This window comes from Gordonia alkaliphila, from assembly GCF_039542465.1.
Taxonomy (GTDB): Bacteria; Actinomycetota; Actinomycetes; order Mycobacteriales; family Mycobacteriaceae; genus Gordonia; species Gordonia alkaliphila.
In genome coordinates this window covers 94394-111119 of the sequence record NZ_BAABIE010000009.1, presented here as the reverse complement: position 1 = coordinate 111119, position 16726 = coordinate 94394, and the positions used below count along the sequence as shown (strand labels likewise).

The window sequence follows — 16726 nt, the reverse complement described above, 5'->3', positions numbered from 1 at the left end:
CAGAGCCCCACAACCCTACACTCTGTGACCGACTGGACGCGGCGCTCGTAGGGCAAAAGCGCTGGTAGTGGGCTTTGGAAAACTATTCGAAAAAAGTTTCGACGAACGGTTGTGCTAATCGAATATGAGGCGTAACTTGGAGTTAGACGATGCGGATACCTCTGCCCGTCTGCCGAATCGAGTGGCTGCTCTGACCGACCGTCACCGCAGCTCGACCGGTTCATCGCTGTAACTACTCTCCGACCCGGAGGTGTCCCAGGTGGACGCAGCAGGCTTGACCGAACTCGCCGACTTCATGGTCGACGACGTCACCGACAACGACGACACCGTCGACAATCTCGCACGCTTCTTGGCGCGGGTTCGCGCGGTGGACGACGACCGGGAACTCCTCGCGGTGGCCGCAGCCGTGTTGCGGCTGCGCAACGTGGTCGATTACTCGCTGGCTGCGGTGTGCGCGGCGATCGAGCGGAGTGGCCTGCCCGCCCGCAAGCACGTACGGTCCGCCGCGTCGATCGTGACCGAGCTCGGTGCGGCACCAGCGGTTGCGTACCGGGCGGCCCGCATCGCATGGGCGATCGCTGATGAGGGCCTACGCGCGGTGACCCGTGGGATCCGCGACGGTGCGGTGTCGGCGGAGAAGGGCGATGCCGTCGTGACCGGTGAGGGTCACGTGGAAGGTCGCGTCGTGGATCTCTCCGAGGAGGATCGTGCGCGTGTGGTGCACTCGCTGATGGTGCAGACCACCCCGGCGCGGGTGAAGGAGAAGGCGCGCGCGTGGGCGATCAAGCTCGCGCCGGTCGAGCTCGGTGAAGGTCAGGTGCCGCTCGCTGAGCGCGACGATCTCAACGAGATGACCATGGATCGGACCGACGATGGACGCGTGGCCGTGACCATCGATCTGGACACCGTGGCGGCCGAGGAGTTGTTCGCGGCGCTGGATCCGTTGACGCGGCCTGTTCCCGAGCCGGACGGCTCGAATGACAAGCGGTCCGCCAAGCGGCGCCGAGCCGACGCGATGACCCAGGTGGTCCGCACCTATCTCGCGCACTCCGAACGCCCGGAGAGCGGGGGAGTGCTGCCGCACGTGACCCTGTCGGTGCCGGCGGCGGTGGTGATGAACGGTCAAGTGCTCGATTCGGTTGCCGGACAGACGATCTCGATCCCGTTCGCGGATTCCGACACCTCGGTGCCGTGGCTCGGGTTCGGTGGGCCGATCTCCGCGCGCACCGCGGAACTGATCATGTGCGAGGCGTCGGTGGCGATCGCGCTGCTCGATGACAACGGTGCGCCCCTGAACGTGGGCCGTGAGAAGCGACTGTTCACGCCGGCCATCCGCAAAGCGCTGGTGCTCCGTGATCGCGGGTGCGCGTTCCCTGGTTGCGGGTTGCCGCCGTCGTGGTGCGACGGCCACCACGTCGAGCATTGGGAGCACGGCGGGCAGACCTGCCTGGATAACGGCGTCCTGCTCTGCCGTCGCCACCACATGCTGATCCATCAGAGCGGGTGGGAGGTGTTCATCGGGCACGACCGGCACCCGTGGTTCGTGCCGCCGGCCGATCCGGAGCATCCGAAGCGCTTCCGGGAACCGATCCCATCCAACGCCCGGCGCACGCTGACGTTATTGCCCGGCGCGGCCTGAGCCCGCGCTGCGCCGCCTGTTTCCTGAACTGAAGTCCCAACAGCCACACAAGCGCTGTCCACCAACGACTCTCGCCTCGAGCGAGATCTAGAACATTCCAGAATGCAGTGTCGGGAGCGGGTCCCGGTGCGATGTGTTGTTTGAGAATTCCATAGAGAGTGGGTTGCCCCGGCGTCGTCAGGTCAGGAACGACGACGCCGAGGCAGCCAGGTCGAGGAGCGGCTGGGGGAAGACGCCGAGCACCATGGTCACCGCGACGCCGATGGCGATCGGCACCGAAGTCAGTGGGCTCGGCGTCACCACCAGCGGCGCGTCGTCGCGTGCCGGGCGGAAGAACATGGACACGATCACCTGCACGTAGAAGTAGGCGGCGATCGCGCTGCACAGCACGCCCACGATCACCAGCGCCCATGCGCCGGTGGCGCCGGCGGCGGCGAAGACGACGAACTTGCCGAGGAAGCCGCTGGTGAGCGGAATGCCCGCGAACGACAGCAACAGCAGAGACATCAGCACGCCCACCAGGGGCCGTCGTCGACCCAACCCGGCCCACGCGTCGAGCGCGGCTTCTTCGCGCCCAGCCTCGTCGCGCACCACCGCCAGCAACGCGAATGCGGCGAACGCGGCGAAGGCGTACGCGGTCAGATAGAAGAGGGTGCTGCTCACGCCGTCCTCGGTGAGGGTGATGGCGCCGACCAGCGCGAAGCCGACGTGACTGACCGACGAATAGGCCAGCATGCGCTTGATGTCCTGCTGCGTCACCGCCATGATCGTCGCGAGCACCATGGTGGCGATGGCGATGGTCCACAGCGCCGGCCGCCAGTCGTCCTGCAGGCCGGGGAAGGCCACGTGCAGCACGCGCAGCAGCGCGCCGAAGGCGGCGACCTTGGTGGCCGACGCCATCAGCGCGGTCACCGGGGTCGGGGCGCCCTGATAGACGTCGGGCACCCACGACCCGAACGGCACGGCGCCGACCTTGAACAGCAGCCCCACTGTCACCATCACCACCGCGATCAACGCGAGGGTGTGGTCGGCGGTGCCGTCGGCGACGGCCCGCCCGATCCGGTGCAGCGACAGCGAGCCGGTCGCCCCGTAGGCGAAGGCGGTGCCGAACAGGAAGATCGCCGACGCGAACGCGCCCAGCAGGAAGTACTTGAGCGACGCCTCCTGCGACAGCAGTCGACGACGCCGCGCCAACGCGCACAGCAGATACAACGGCAGCGACAGCACCTCGAGGGCGATGAACATGGTCAGCAGGTCGCCGCTCGCGCCGAACAGCATCATGCCGCCGACGGCGAACAGCGCGAGCGGGTACACCTCGGTGGTGTACCAGCGGGCCCGTCCGGCCCGCAGTTCGTCGACCGAGCCGGGCACGGTGGAGCCGGCCGGGGTGAACGCATCGGCCGGCAGCTCCCGGTCGTCGGTGTCGTCGGCGCCGGAACCGACTTCTGCGCCGGGCCCGCCGCCCACAGCGATGCGCGCGCCCGCGGCCGACTGCACCTGCGCCGACGCCCAGACCCGGTCCAGACGACGTTCGCCCATGAACGCCACCGACGCGGCCGCGACCAGCAGGATCACCCCCTGCAGGAAGAGAGCGGGGCCGTCGACGATCACCGCCCCGGCCATCGTCACGTGCGGCTGCGACCCGTCGACGACGGCCACCGCCACGGTCATGCCGAACGCGGCGAGCAGCCCGCCCAGGCCGAGGCCCAGTTGCGTGCGGTAACGCGCGGCGACGTCGGGCAGCAGTGCTTCGACGAGGACCCCGAGCACCGCGACACCGAACACGATCAGCATCGGGGAGAGGCGGAAGTAGTCGATGCTGGGCGCGTCGACGGCGAGGGTGACGGTGTTCCGTGCGAAAGAGCTCATCGCGTGACCTCCGTGCTGACGGTGGCCTCGACGGCCGGATCGACGAAGTCGAGCACCAGGCCGGGGAAGAAGCCGAGCACCAGCAGCGCCGCCACCAGCGGGGCGAGAACCGACTTCTGCCGCAGCGTCAGGTCGCGCAGCGGACCCGGCTGCCGCACCGCGCCGCCGAACATCCGCTGGTACGTCCACAGGATGTACAGCGCCGACAGCACCAGGGCGAGCGCCGCGAGGATCGCCGCCGCCGGATAACGCAGGTAGGTGCCGATCAGGACCAGGAACTCACTGACGAACGGCGCGAGCCCCGGCAACGACAGCGTCGCCAGCCCGGCCACCAGGAAGGTGCCGGCCAGCACCGGCGCCACCTTCGCCACACCGCCGTAGTCGGCGATGAGCCGACTGCCGCGCTGGGTCACCAGGAACCCGGCCACCAGGAACAGCGCGGCCGTGGAGATGCCGTGGTTCACCATGTACAGCGTCGACCCGCTCTGGCCCTGCGCGGTCAGCGCGAAGATCCCCAGCACGATGAACCCGAAGTGGGAGATCGACGTGTAGGCGATCAACCGCATGAGGTCGGTCTGGCCGATCGCCAGCACCGCGCCGTAGAGGATCGAGATCACCGCGAGCACCGACACCAGCGGCGCGAAGGTCTCCGCCGACTCGGGGAACAGGCCGAGGCAGAAGCGCAGCATGGCGAAGGTGCCGACCTTGTCCATCACCGCCATCATCATCACCGCGCTCGCCGGGGTGGCCGACACGGCGGCGTCGGGCAGCCAGCCGTGCAGCGGCCACAGCGGTGCCTTGACCGCGAAGGCGAACAGGAAACCCAGGAACAGCCAGTTCAACGTCGTCGACGAGGCATCCAACCCCTCGCCGGCCGCCAGCTCGCTGAGGGCCGTGAACGAGAACGTCCCGTCGCCGCTGCGGGTGGTCACCACGTAGAGGCCGATTAGGGCGGCCAGCATGATCAGGCCGCCGAGCAGGTTGTACAGCAGGAACCGCACCGCGGCGCGGGACCCGAAGGTGTCCGACGGCCCGTCGTGCCCGCGGTGGGGACGGTCGGCGCCGTAGCTGCCGATGAGGAAGTACATCGGGATGAGCATGGCCTCGAAGACGAGGTAGAACAGCAGCAGATCGACGGCGACGAAGCTCATCAGCACCATCGACTCGACGGCCAACAGCAGCGCGACGTAGGCGTGCACGCTGCGCGCGGACCGCCCGCCGTCGTGCCAGCCGGCCAGCAGCAGCAGGGGAGCCAGGCACGCGGTCAACAGCACCAGCGCCAACCCGATGCCGTCCAGGGCCAGCGAGTAGCGCGCACCGATCGCCGGGATCCAGCTGACGTCCTCGGTCAGTTGGAAGCGGTCGCCGCCGGCGTCGAAGGCGACGGCCAGACCGATCGCCCACCCGGCGGTGATCAGTGCCGCGCCGATCCCGACCTGCTTGGCCGCGGTGGCACGCGCGGACGGCAGGAACAGCACGACGACGGAGGCGACGGCCGGAAGCAGCCAGAGCACGGTGAGCCAGGGCATCGTCACAGCGCGCTCACCACCCAGGTCACGACACCGATCACGGCCGTGCCGACCAGGATCGACGCCGCATACGACCGCACGAAACCGGTCTGCAGCCCGCGGCTGAGCCGGGACAGCCCGGTCACGCCCGCACCCACCCCGTCCGGAATTCGCGCCAGCACCTCGTCCTCCACCAGCACCGCCGTCGCGGTGAGCGCCCGACCGGAGCCCTCGAAGACCGCCTCGTTCACGGCGTCGCCGTACAGGTCGCGCCGCGCGGCGGCGGTGAGCACGCCGACGTCCTGCGGCGCGACGGTCGGCACCGGCCGCATGCCGTACTGCCGCCAGGCCAGCGCGATGCCGGCGCCGACCACCACCAGCACGATGACGGTCACCGCCACCGCCGACAACGGCGACTCGTGGTGCTCGGGTGTCCCGACCACCGGCGCCAGCCAGTCGGCGAGGGTGCTGCCGATCACCAGCAGTCCGCCCGCGAGCAGCGAACCGATCGCCAGCACCACCATCGGCGCGGTCATCACCGCGGGCGACTCGTGCGGGGTCGGGGCGTCGGGGGCGTCGGCCCACCGTCGCTCGCCGAAGAAGGTCATCGCCATCACCCGGGTCATGTAGTACGCGGTCAGGCCGGCGCCGAGCACGGCCACGGTGAACAGCAGCGGGCCACGGATCCCGCCCGCGGCCAGCGCGGTCTCGATGATGCCGTCCTTGGTGAAGAAGCCGGAGAACGGCGGAATGCCGATCAGTGCGAGATAGCCGAACCCGAAGGTGACGAAGGTGATCGGCATGAGGCGCGCCAGCCCGCCGTAGCGGCGCATGTCGGTCTGCTCGTTCATCGCGTGCATCACCGAACCGGCGCCCAGGAACAGGCCGGCCTTGAAGAAGCCGTGCCCGATCAGGTGCGCGATGGCCAGCGCGTAGCCGGCCGGTCCCAGTCCGGCGGCCAGCACCATGTAGCCGATCTGACTCATGGTCGACGCCGCGAGCGCCTTCTTGATGTCGTCCTTGGCGCAGCCGATGATCGCGCCGAACAGCAGGGTCACCGCCCCGACGACGAGCACCGCGGTCTGGGCGCCCGGCGCCGCCTCGAACAGCGGCCCCGATCGGGTGATCAGGTAGACGCCCGCGGTGACCATGGTGGCCGCGTGAATCAGCGCCGACACCGGGGTGGGGCCCTCCATCGCGTCCAGCAGCCACGACTGCAGCGGTACCTGCGCCGACTTGGCGCACGCCGCCAGCAGCAGGCACAGGCTGATCCAGGTGAGCGTCGACTCGCTCGTGCCGTCGACGCCGCCCAGTACGTCGCCGAAGCCGACCGAACCGAAGGTCGCGAACATGATCATCAGCGCGATGACGAAGCCGATGTCGCCGACGCGGTTCACCACGAACGCCTTCTTGGCGGCGGTCGCCGCGGTCGGCTTGTGCTGCCAGAAGCCGATCAGCAGGTACGACGCCAGACCGACGCCCTCCCAGCCCAGGTAGATGCCCAGGTAGCCGTCGGCCAACACCAGCACGAGCATCGCGGCGAGGAACAGGTTGAGGTAGGCGAAGAAGCGACGACGGTTCGGATCGTCGGCCATGTACCCGATCGAATAGACGTGGATCAGCGTGCCGACCACCGTGATCAGCAGGACGAAGCACACCGACAGCTGGTCCAGTCGCAGCGCCGCGTCGACCTGGAAACCGCCGGAGTCGATCACCTGCCAGCCGGTGGAGACCACGGTGCGCGTGGCCTGGTCGCGGGTGATCATCGCCGCGACGGACGCGATCCCGGCGATCGCGGCCATCCCCGAGAGGGCGGTCGCCAGCAGGTGGCCCCACGTGTCGGTGCGTCGACCGCCGAGCAGCAGCACGGCCGCGCCGACCGCGGGCAGGCCGGGAATCCACCACAGCAGCGCGGCCCAGAATCCGCTCGTCACCTGCTCACCGCCTCAACAGATCGGCGTCGTCGACGGACGCGGAACGACGGGTCCGGAAGATCATCATGATGATCGCCAGGCCCACCACCACTTCGGCGGCGGCCACCACCATCGTGAAGAACGCGATGACCTGCCCGTCCAGACTCGAATGCATGCGCGCGAAGGTGACGAACGCCAGGTTCGCCGCGTTGAGCATCAGCTCCACGCACATGAACACCACCAGCGCGTTGCGGCGCAGCAGCACCCCGGACGCGCCGATCGCGAACAGGATCGCCGCCAGGTACAGGTAGTTGGCCGGGTTCACGCGTCCTCCTCCGATCCCGGCGTCAGCCGCGGCGACTCATCGAGCAGATGCGGCAGCGATCGCGGGGTGAGCATCGCGTTCACCGACGCCCGTGACGGGCGGCCGTCCGGCTCGCGCGCCGGGATGTCCACCGCGTTGTGCCGGGCGAAGACGCCGGGCGGCGGCAGCGGGGTCACCTGGCGACCGGCCCGCACCCGCGCGATCGACAGTTCACGCTGCCCGCGGCGCGGGCCGAGTTGCTGCCGGTGCGCCAGCACCATCGCGCCGAGCGTGGCGGTGATCAGCAGCGCACCGGTGAGCTCGAACGCCCACAGATAGTCGACGAAGATCAGCTCGGCCAGCGCCCGGATGTTCGCGTTGCCGCCGCCCGGCTCGGTGCCGCCGCTGAAGTCGGGGGCGCCGCGGAACGGCGCCAGGGTGGCGGTGCCGATGGCCGCGACCAGCAGGATCGCGAAACCGACGCCCAGTCCGGCGCCCAGCCAGCGCTGCCCCCGGATGGTCTCGGTGAGCGACTCCGACGAGTCCACGCCGATCAGCATGAGGACGAACAGGAACAGCATCATCACCGCGCCGGTGTAGACCACCACCTGCACCACCCCGAGGAACAGTGCGCCCTGCAGCACGTAGAACACCGCGAGAATGATCATCGTCATCGCGAGGAAGACCGCCGAGTAGACGGCGCGGGGGCTGAGCACCACGCCGAGTGCGCCGATCACCACGATCACCGCCAACACCCAGAAGGTGACCGCCTCGCCGGTGCCGGTGCGCGTGAGCTCGGCGGCCGCGAGCAGTGCCGACGTCATTGCGGCCCCACTTCGCCGCGATAGTAGTTCTCCGGCCGGGTGCCCGGCGCCATCGGATGCGGCGGCGCGTCCATGCCGTCGGAGAGCGGCGCGAGGAGCTGGTCCTTCTCGTAGATCATTCCGGCCCGGCTGGGGCCGGTCATCTCGTAGTCGTCGGTCATCGTCAGCGCGCGGGTGGGGCACGCCTCCACGCACAGCCCGCAGCCGATGCACCGCAGGTAGTTGATCTGGTAGACGCGGCCGTACCGTTCGCCCGGCGAATAGCGCTCGGCCTCGGTGTTCTCCGCGCCCTCGACGAGGATCGCGTCGGCGGGGCACGCCCACGCGCACAGTTCGCAGCCGATGCACTTCTCCAGGCCGTCGTCGTACCGATTGAGTTGATGGCGGCCGTGATAGCGGGCCGCGGTCGGCGTCTTCTGCTCCGGGTACTCCTCGGTGATCGGCTCGTGGAACATGGAACCGAAGGTGAGACCGAAACCGGCGACACTCTTGGGCAGTCGTGAGCTCTTCGGCGAGTCAGACATCGGTGGCCTCCTTCGCTGGCGGCAGGACCTGTCCGGGGAGCGGCGGCACCGGGAAGCCGCCGGCGAACGGATCGAACGGGGCGGTCGGGTCGGGCGGCACCGGATCGGGGACCGTCGACGACGTGGCGCCGACGACGCGGCCGATGGCCACCACCATCAGTGCGGTCACCACCAGGCCGACCCCGCCGAAGATCAGCCCAGACGTCCACGCGGCCATGCCGCGGGTGGCCTCGGCGATCACCGCGACCACCATCACCCACCCGAGGGCGAACGGGATCAGCACCTTCCAGCCCAGCTTCATGAACTGGTCGTAGCGCAGCCGCGGCAGCGTGGTGCGCAGCCAGATGAAGACGAACAGGAAGCACCACATCTTGATGACGAACCACAGCAGCGGCCACCACCCGGAGTTGAGGCCGCCGATCAGGCTCAGCGGCCACGGGATCTGCCAGCCGCCCAGGAACAGGGTGGTGGCCAGCGCCGACACCGTCGCCATGTTGATGTACTCGGCGAGCATGAACATGGCGAATTTGAGCGACGAGTACTCGGTGTGGAAGCCGCCGACCAGCTCGCCCTCGGCTTCGGGCAGGTCGAAGGGCGCGCGGTTGGTCTCGCCGACCATCGAGATCGCGTAGATCACGAACGACGGCAACAGCACCAGCACGTACCAGCGACCGGCCTGCCCGGCGACGATGCCCGACGTCGACATGGTGGCCGAGAGCAGGAAGACCGCGGCGAAGCTCAACCCCATCGCGATCTCGTAGGAGATCACCTGGGCGGTGGACCGCAGCCCGCCGAGCAGCGGATAGGTGGAGCCCGACGACCAGCCGGCCAGCACGATGCCGTACACCCCGATGGACGTGATGGCCAGGACGTACAGCACGGCGACCGGCAGATCGGTCAACTGCAGCGGCGTGTGGTGGCCGAAGACCGACACCGACGGCCCCATCGGGATCACCGCGAACGCCATGAACGCGGGCACCACCGCGATGACCGGGGCCAGCAGATACAGCACCTTGTCCACGCCGAACGGCGTCATGCCCTCCTTGAGGGCCAGCTTCACGCCGTCGGCCAGGCTCTGCAGGATCCCGTGCCAGCCGACCCGGTTCGGGCCGAGGCGTTTCTGCATGCGCGCCATGATCTTGCGTTCGGCGAGGATCGCGATCAGCACGGTGAGCACCAGGAAGGCGAAGATACCGATCGCCTTGGCCGCCATCAGCCACCAGGGATCGCGGCCGAAGTCGGCCAGGTCGGGGAACTCGGCGGCGTAGGTCATCGCGCCGCCCGCACCTGGACGTCGATCCCGGCGCGACCGCCGAGTCGGGTGGGCACGGTGGCACCGGGGGCGTTCATCGGCAGCCACACCGCGCGGTCGGGCATGTCGGTGATCGCCAACGGCAGGGTCACCTCGCCGCGGTCGGTGGAGCAGGTCACGGCGTCGCCGTCGCGCAGCTCGAGGGCGGCCGCGGCGGCGGGGGACAGACGCACGACGGGACGCCGCGCCGTCCCGGCCAGGTGCGGTTCGTTCTCTTGCAGCCGCCCCGCGCCGAGCAGCATCCGCCACGTGGCCAGCACGAAGGTGCCGGTGCGGCGCGGGGCGGTATCGGACGATTCTGCCGCGGCCACCGGCGCCGGGACCACCCGCTCGCCGTCCCACGGCCCGATGGCCGCGAACTCGCGGTGGATGTCCGCCGCGCTGTCGCAATGCAGGTCCACGTCGACCGCGGCGGCTAGCGCGTGCAGCACCCGATGATCGGAGAGTGTCGCGCGACCGTCGGCCGCGGCCGGCAGCGCCGCCTCGAAGCCCCGCGGGCGGCCTTCCCAGTCGACGAAGGTGCCCGCCTTCTCGGCGACGGCGGCCACCGGGAACACCACGTCGGCGAACTCGGTGACCGACGACGGCCGCTGCTCCAGCGACACGACGAAGGCGTCGCGCAGGGCACGACGACCCGCTGCCGGATCGGGCAGATCGTCCAGGTCCACCGCGCCGGTGACCACCGCGGTCAGCGCGCCGTCGGCCAGCGCGTCCAGGATCTGCGCGGTGTCCCGGCCCGGCTCGGCCGGTGGCACGACGCCCCAGACGGCGGCCAGGTCGCGGCGGGCCCGCTCGGAGGTCACCGGCCGTCCGGCGGGCAGCAGATTCGGTGCGACGCCCACGTCCAGCGCGCCCCGCTCACCGGCGCGCCGCGGCACCCAGGCGAAGCCCGCGCCGGTCGCCGCCGCCGCGTCGATCGCGGCGGTCAGCGCGCCGGGGGCATCGGTGAGACGTTCGCCGACCAGCAGCACCGCGCCCGGAACGGCGAGCTGTGCGCGCACGTGCTCCGAGGCCAGCAGTGCCGCCTCCTCGCCGGGCAGGCACGGCAGCACCGTCGCTGCGGTCTTGTCCGCACCGGGCGTCCGCCACGGCGCCAGCGCGATCACCGTCATCCCATTGCGGCGCACCGACTTTCGGAGGCGCAGATACAGGATCGGGCACTCCTCCTCCGGTTCCAGCCCGGCCAGGACCACCACCGGCGCGGCCTCGACCTGCGCGTAGGTGACGCCGATGCCGGTGCCCGCGACGTGCGCCGCCAGGAAGTCGGTCTCCTCCGCGCTGTGGCTGCGGATCCGGACGTCGACGTCGTTGGTGTGCAGCACCGTGCGGGCGAACTTGCCGTAGGCGTAGGCGTCTTCGACGGTGGCCCGACCGCCCACCAGCATCGCGGCCCGGGCCCCCGCACCGGTCAGCCCGCGCGCCGCCACCGCCAGCGCGTGCGCCCAGGACGCGGGCGCCAGCGCGCCGTCCTCGCCGCGCACCAGCGGCACCCGCAGGCGGTCGGGCGCATCGGCGTAGGTGAACGCCCAGCGCCCCTTGTCGCAGTTCCACTCCTCGTTGACCTCGGGGTCGTCGCCGGCCTGCCTGCGCAGCACGGTGCCGCGGCGATGATCGGTGCGCTGCGCGCAGCCGGCCGCGCAGTGCTCGCACGCGCTCGGGGTGGAGACCAGGTCGAAGGGGCGGGCCCGGAACCGGTACGCGGTGCCGGTGAGCGCCCCGACCGGGCAGATCTGCACGGTGTTGCCGGAGAAGTACGAGTCGAAGGGCTCGTCGGCGTAGACGCTGACCTGTTCCAGCGCGCTGCGGTCGGCGAGTTCGATCAGCGGGTCGCCGGCGATCTCGTCGGCGAACCGGGTGCAGCGCGCGCAGAGCACGCAGCGTTCCCGGTCGAGGAGGATGGCCGGCGACAGCGGCACCGGCTTGGTGTAGATCCGCTTGGTGCCGGTGAACCGGGACTGCGGTCGCCCGGCCGACACGGCCTGGTTCTGCAGCGGGCATTCGCCGCCCTTGTCGCAGGTGGGGCAGTCCAGCGGATGGTTGATCAGGAGCAGCTCCATCACACCGCTCTGCGCGCGTTCGGCCTCGGCGGAGGTGTGCTGGGTGCGCACCACCATGTCCTGCGCCACCGGGATGGTGCAGGAGGCCATCGGCTTGCGTTGCCCGCTGATCTCCACCAGGCACTGGCGGCACGCGCCGACCGGGGCCAGCAGCGGATGGTCGCAGAAGCGCGGGATCTCGATGCCGGCCAGCTCGGCGGCGCGGATCACCAGGGTGCCCGCGGGCACGGTGACCTCCACGTCGTCGATGGTCAGGGTGACCGGGTCCGGGGCGGTCACCGCGGGCCGCCGTCGGCGAAGGCGGTGGCGCGGGCCGGATCGAACGGGCAGCCGCCGGGGAAGTGGGCGAGGTACTCGTCGCGGAAGTACTCGAGCGAGCTCATGATCGGCGCGCCGGCCGCGTCGCCGAGCGCGCAGAAGGCTTTGCCGACGATGGATTCGGTGATGTCGACCAACGTCGTCAGATCCGCTTCGCTGGCGTCGCCGGACTCCAGGCGGCGCATCATCTGCACCAACCAGTAGGTGCCCTCGCGGCAGGGCGTGCACTTGCCGCACGACTCGTGGGCGTAGAACTCGGTCCACCGCGTCACCGCCCGCACCACGCAGACGGTGTCGTCGAAGATCTGCAGCGCCTTGGTGCCGAGCATGGAGCCCGCCTCGCCGACGCCCTCGTAGTCGAGGGGCACGTCCAGGTGTTCGGCGGTGAACATGGGGGTCGACGATCCGCCCGGCGTCCAGAACTTGAGGGTGTGCCCGGCGCGGATACCGCCGGCGCGTTCGAGGAGCTCGCGCAGCGTCACGCCGAGCGGGGCCTCGTACTGCCCGGGGCGGGCCACGTGCCCGGACAGCGAATACAGGGTGAAGCCGGGGGAGCGTTCGGTGCCCATCGAGCGGAACCAGTCGGTGCCGTTGCGCAGGATCGCCGGGACGCTCGCGATGGACTCGACGTTGTTGACCACGGTGGGACTCGCGTACAGACCGGCCGTCGCCGGAAACGGCGGCCGCAGCCGCGGCTGCCCGCGCCGACCCTCCAGCGAGTCGAGCAGCGCGGTCTCCTCGCCGCAGATGTAGGCGCCCGCCCCGGCGTGGATCACCAGCTCCAGATCCAGACCCGAGCCCAGCACCTGGCGGCCCAGCAGCCCGGCGTCGTAGGCCTCGGCCACCGCGGCGCGCAGCCGACGCACCACCGAGGCCACCTCGCCGCGGACGTAGACGAAGGCGTGCCGGGCGCGGATGGCGTACGCGGCGATCGCGATGCCCTCGATCAGCATGTGCGGGGACGCCAGCATCAGCGGCATGTCCTTGCAGGTGCCCGGCTCGGACTCGTCGGCGTTGACCACCAGGTAGTGCGGGGCCGGGGTGTCCTGCGGAATGAACGACCATTTGGTGCCGACCGGGAAGCCGGCGCCGCCGCGGCCGCGCAACCCGGAGGTCTTCACCAGTTCGATCACCTCGTCGGGACGCATCCGCAGCGCCGCCTTGAGGCCCTGGTATCCGTTGCGGCGCAAGTAGTTCGGCAGCGTCCACGACTGCTCGTCGTCCCAGTGCCTGCTGAGCACGGGTGGCTCGGCGGGTTCGGGGACGCTCGACGGCAGGTCGACGGTGATCATCGCTGCTCCTGTTCCGGCACCCCGGCCAGCAGACGCGCGGCCTGGCGGAACGTGCACAGCGACGGCGCCCCGCGGCTGGGCGCCACCGGGTTCCCGTCCCGCAGATCCCGCACCAGCTGCTGCGCGGACTCGGGCGTCTGATTGTCGAAGAACTCCCAGTTGACCATCACCACCGGCGCGAAGTCGCAGGCCGCGTTGCACTCCACGCGCTCCAGGGTCACCGCCCCGTCGTCGGTGGTCTCGCCGACGGCGATGCCCAGGCGGTCGGTCAGCTCGGCCAGGATCGCGTCGCCGCCGAGCACCGCGCACAGCGTGGTGGTGCACACCCCGACGAGGTGCGTGCCGGTCTCCTCGCGCCGATACATCGTGTAGAAGGTGGCGACTCCGGCCACCTGCGCGCGAGTCAATTCCAGGGTGCGAGCACAGAAGTCGATCCCGGCGCGGGTCACGTAGCCGTCGTGGCTCTGCACCAGGTGCAGCAGCGGCAGCAGCGCCGACCGGGACTGCGGATAGCGCGCGACGATCGGACCGGCCTCGGCGGCCAGGGCGGCCGCCACGTCGTCGTCGTACCGCTCCGGCCCGCCGAACGCGATGGGCGGCTCCGCGGGCGCGGTGGAGAACGTCGGGGTCACCGACAGGGGGATCCGGGACGGGGGGATCGGCTCGCTCATCGGTCGACGCCTCCCATCACCGGGTCGATACTGGCCACGGCGGTGATCACGTCGGCCACCAGACCGCCCTCGCACATCGCGGCCACCGCCTGCAGGTTGGTGAACGACGGATCGCGGAAGTGCACGCGGTAGGGCCGGGTGCCGCCGTCGGAGACCACGTGCACCCCGAGTTCGCCGCGCGGGGCCTCCAGCGCCACGAAGCACTGCCCGGCCGGGACACGGATGCCCTCGGTCACCAGCTTGAAATGGTGGATCAGCGACTCCATCGAGCCGCCCATGATCTCGGCGATGTGCGCGGGCGAATTACCCAGGCCGTCGGGGCCGACGGTCAGGTCGGCAGGCCAGGCCAGCTTGCCGTCGTCGACCCTCACCGGACCGGGCTCGAGCGCGGCCAACGCCTGCCGCGCGATCGTGATCGACTCGTACATCTCTTGCACGCGGATCAGGTAGCGGCCGTAGGAGTCGCACGCCGTGTCGGTGACGACGTCGAACTCGTAGTTCTCGTAGCCGCAGTAGGGGGCGGCCTTGCGCAGATCGTGCGGCAGCCCGGTGGACCGCAGCACCGGCCCGGTGATGCCGAGCGCCATCGCGCCGGTCAGATCGAGGTAGCCGACGCCGCGGGTGCGCGCCTTCCAGATCGGATTGTGGGTGAGGAGCGCTTCCACGTCGGCGATCTGGGCGGGCAGCCCGTCGAGCACCGCGGCGATGGACTCCACCGCGCCGTCGGGCAGATCCGCGGCCAGACCGCCGGGGCGGATGAAGGCGTGATTCATGCGGAGGCCGGTGATCTCCTCGAACAGGTCGAGGATGGTTTCGCGGGCGCCGAAGCCGAGGAACATCGGGGTCACCGCACCCAGTTCCATGCCGCCGGTGGCCAGGGCGACCAGGTGCGAGCTGATCCGGTTGAGTTCCATCAGCAGGACCCGGACGGCGGTGGCGCGGGGCGGGATGTGGTCGGTGATGCCCAGCAGCTTCTCCACGCCGAGGCAGTAGGCGGTCTCGCTGAAGAACGGTGCGAGATAGTCCATGCGCGTCACGAAGGTGACGCCCTGGGTCCAGTTCCGGTACTCCAGGTTCTTCTCGATGCCGGTGTGCAGATAGCCGATGCCGCACCGCGCCTCGGTGACCGTCTCGCCCTCGATCTCCAGGATCAGCCGCAGCACGCCGTGCGTGGACGGGTGCTGCGGGCCCATGTTGACCACGATGCGTTCGTCGGCCACCTCGCGGTCGGCGAGGGCGTCGACCAGGTCGGTCCAGTCCCGGCCGCTGACGGTGTAGTTCTGCGGGGTCACCGGTACGACCTCCGCTGGTCCGGCGGCGGCACGGTGGCGCCCTTGTACTCCACCGGGATGCCGCCGAGCGGGTAGTCCTTGCGCTGCGGATGCCCTTCCCAGTCGTCGGGCATCTCGATCCGCGTGAGCGACGGATGGCCGACGAAGACGATGCCGAAGAAGTCGTAGGTCTCGCGCTCGTGCCAGTCGTTGGTGGGGTAGACGGCCACCAGGCTCGGGACGCGCGGGTCGGCGTCCGGCGCCGACGTTTCCACCCGCAGCAGCCGGTTGTGCGTGATCGACCGCAGCGGATACACCGCGGCCAGTTCGCGGCCGGACCGCTCCGGATAGTGCACGCCGTTCACGCCGAGGCACAGTTCGAAACGGAGCAGCGGTTCGTCGCGCAGCGTCGCGGCCACGGCGGGCAGGTGGCGGCGGGCCACCACCAGCGTCAGCTCGTCCCGGTCGATCACCACCTGCTCCAGCGCGGCCTCCGGGTCCACGTCGCGGGCGCGGAGACCGGTGATCAGCTCGTCGACCACCTCGTCGAACCAGCCACCGTACGGCCGCTCCGCCGTGCGCGGCAGCGCCACCGTGGTGCGCAGTCCGCCGAATCCGGAGGTGTCGCCGGTGCCGGGCGGCCCGAACAGCCCGCTCACCGGAGCAGCCCCTTCAACTCCAGTGTGGTCGGAGCCGACAGCGCGGCGCGCTCGGCGGCCCGGGCGGCCTGCTCGCGGTGCACGCCGAGCGGTTCGGCGGCGATCTGCTCGTGCAGGGCGAGGATGGCGTTCAGCAGCATCTCCGGCCGCGGCGGGCAGCCCGGCAGGTAGATGTCGACGGGCACCACGTGGTCCACGCCCTGCACGATCGCGTAGTTGTTGAACATGCCGCCGGAGGAGGCGCACACGCCCATCGCGAGGACCCACTTCGGCTCGGCCATCTGGTCGTAGATCTGGCGGAGCACCGGCGCCATCTTCTGGCTCACCCGGCCGGCGACGATCATCAGATCGGCTTGGCGCGGGGAGGCGCGAAAGGCCTCCATGCCGAAGCGCGCCAGGTCGTACTTGCCGGACGTGGTGGCCATCATCTCGATCGCGCAGCAGGCCAGCCCGAAGGTGGCCGGCCACAGCGAGCCCTTCCGCATGTAACCGGCGAGCTTCTCGACGGTGGTCAGCAGGAAGCCGCCGGGCAGTTGTTCTTCGATTCCCATCGGTTCGGTCCCTC

General features: G+C 70.3%; 14 protein-coding genes. 1 reads left to right on the top strand and 13 read right to left on the bottom strand.

Annotated elements, in window-relative coordinates:
• Window positions 1-259: 259 nt before the first annotated feature.
• Window positions 260-1639, top strand: a complete 1380-nt coding sequence (locus tag ABD989_RS11110) for an HNH endonuclease signature motif containing protein (RefSeq protein WP_345313541.1) — start codon at window positions 260-262, stop codon at window positions 1637-1639.
• A gap of 177 nt (window positions 1640-1816) precedes the next feature.
• On the opposite strand, the gene nuoN is transcribed toward ABD989_RS11110, so the two are convergent.
• From nuoN to ABD989_RS11045, 13 genes are read right to left on the bottom strand one after another with little or no spacing between them, the layout of a single operon-like run.
• On the bottom strand, window positions 1817-3508 hold the full coding sequence (gene nuoN / locus ABD989_RS11105) for an NADH-quinone oxidoreductase subunit NuoN (RefSeq protein WP_345313540.1): 1692 nt from the start codon (window positions 3506-3508) through the stop codon (window positions 1817-1819).
• The gene (locus ABD989_RS11100) at window positions 3505-5037 is read right to left on the bottom strand and encodes an NADH-quinone oxidoreductase subunit M (RefSeq protein WP_246997011.1); all 1533 of its coding nucleotides are present in this window, start codon (window positions 5035-5037) and stop codon (window positions 3505-3507) included. Before ABD989_RS11100 ends, nuoN begins: the two co-directional genes overlap by 4 nt.
• Window positions 5038-5039: 2 nt before the next feature.
• Window positions 5040-6950 carry an NADH-quinone oxidoreductase subunit L gene (gene nuoL / locus ABD989_RS11095; RefSeq protein WP_345313539.1) on the bottom strand — a complete coding sequence of 637 codons (1911 nt, stop codon included), beginning with the start codon at window positions 6948-6950 and terminating at the stop codon, window positions 5040-5042.
• A gap of 4 nt (window positions 6951-6954) precedes the next feature.
• Window positions 6955-7254, bottom strand: coding sequence for an NADH-quinone oxidoreductase subunit NuoK (gene nuoK / locus ABD989_RS11090; RefSeq protein ID WP_246995190.1), 300 nt, complete (start codon window positions 7252-7254; stop codon window positions 6955-6957).
• A complete protein-coding gene (locus ABD989_RS11085; RefSeq protein WP_345313538.1) occupies window positions 7251-8057 on the bottom strand; it encodes an NADH-quinone oxidoreductase subunit J in 807 nt (268 codons plus the stop codon). Before ABD989_RS11085 ends, nuoK begins: the two co-directional genes overlap by 4 nt.
• Window positions 8054-8581: an NADH-quinone oxidoreductase subunit NuoI gene (gene nuoI, locus ABD989_RS11080; RefSeq protein ID WP_246995194.1), complete on the bottom strand. Its 528-nt coding sequence runs from the start codon at window positions 8579-8581 to the stop codon at window positions 8054-8056. Before nuoI ends, ABD989_RS11085 begins: the two co-directional genes overlap by 4 nt.
• The gene (nuoH, locus tag ABD989_RS11075) at window positions 8574-9854 is read right to left on the bottom strand and encodes an NADH-quinone oxidoreductase subunit NuoH (RefSeq protein WP_345313537.1); all 1281 of its coding nucleotides are present in this window, start codon (window positions 9852-9854) and stop codon (window positions 8574-8576) included. Before nuoH ends, nuoI begins: the two co-directional genes overlap by 8 nt.
• Window positions 9851-12229, bottom strand: coding sequence for an NADH-quinone oxidoreductase subunit G (locus ABD989_RS11070; protein WP_345313536.1), 2379 nt, complete (start codon window positions 12227-12229; stop codon window positions 9851-9853). The genes nuoH and ABD989_RS11070 overlap by 4 nt, the downstream gene beginning before the upstream one ends.
• Window positions 12226-13560, bottom strand: a complete 1335-nt coding sequence (nuoF, locus tag ABD989_RS11065; RefSeq protein WP_345313535.1) for an NADH-quinone oxidoreductase subunit NuoF — start codon at window positions 13558-13560, stop codon at window positions 12226-12228. Before nuoF ends, ABD989_RS11070 begins: the two co-directional genes overlap by 4 nt.
• Complete coding sequence (nuoE, locus tag ABD989_RS11060; RefSeq protein WP_345313534.1) at window positions 13557-14231, bottom strand: NADH-quinone oxidoreductase subunit NuoE; 675 nt, start codon at window positions 14229-14231, stop codon at window positions 13557-13559. The genes nuoF and nuoE overlap by 4 nt, the downstream gene beginning before the upstream one ends.
• The gene (nuoD, locus tag ABD989_RS11055; protein ID WP_345313533.1) at window positions 14228-15523 is read right to left on the bottom strand and encodes an NADH dehydrogenase (quinone) subunit D; all 1296 of its coding nucleotides are present in this window, start codon (window positions 15521-15523) and stop codon (window positions 14228-14230) included. Before nuoD ends, nuoE begins: the two co-directional genes overlap by 4 nt.
• A complete protein-coding gene (locus ABD989_RS11050) occupies window positions 15520-16161 on the bottom strand; it encodes an NADH-quinone oxidoreductase subunit C (protein WP_425556524.1) in 642 nt (213 codons plus the stop codon). The genes nuoD and ABD989_RS11050 overlap by 4 nt, the downstream gene beginning before the upstream one ends.
• Window positions 16158-16712: a NuoB/complex I 20 kDa subunit family protein gene (locus ABD989_RS11045; RefSeq protein ID WP_246995208.1), complete on the bottom strand. Its 555-nt coding sequence runs from the start codon at window positions 16710-16712 to the stop codon at window positions 16158-16160. The genes ABD989_RS11050 and ABD989_RS11045 overlap by 4 nt, the downstream gene beginning before the upstream one ends.
• Between the last annotated feature and the right edge of the window lie 14 nt (window positions 16713-16726).

Bases quoted from the DNA above. Each gene is read 5' to 3' on its own strand.
- nuoH (WP_345313537.1), bottom strand. From the start codon at position 9,854: ATGACCTACGCCGCCGAGTTCCCCGACCTGGCCGACTTCGGCCGCGAT.
- ABD989_RS11100 (WP_246997011.1), bottom strand. From the start codon at position 5,037: ATGCCCTGGCTCACCGTGCTCTGGCTGCTTCCGGCCGTCGCCTCCGTC.
- nuoF (WP_345313535.1), bottom strand. From the start codon at position 13,560: ATGATCACCGTCGACCTGCCGTCGAGCGTCCCCGAACCCGCCGAGCCA.
- nuoI (WP_246995194.1), bottom strand. From the start codon at position 8,581: ATGTCTGACTCGCCGAAGAGCTCACGACTGCCCAAGAGTGTCGCCGGT.
- nuoN (WP_345313540.1), bottom strand. From the start codon at position 3,508: ATGAGCTCTTTCGCACGGAACACCGTCACCCTCGCCGTCGACGCGCCC.
- ABD989_RS11085 (WP_345313538.1), bottom strand. From the start codon at position 8,057: ATGACGTCGGCACTGCTCGCGGCCGCCGAGCTCACGCGCACCGGCACC.
- ABD989_RS11045 (WP_246995208.1), bottom strand. From the start codon at position 16,712: ATGGGAATCGAAGAACAACTGCCCGGCGGCTTCCTGCTGACCACCGTC.
- nuoE (WP_345313534.1), bottom strand. From the start codon at position 14,231: ATGAGCGAGCCGATCCCCCCGTCCCGGATCCCCCTGTCGGTGACCCCG.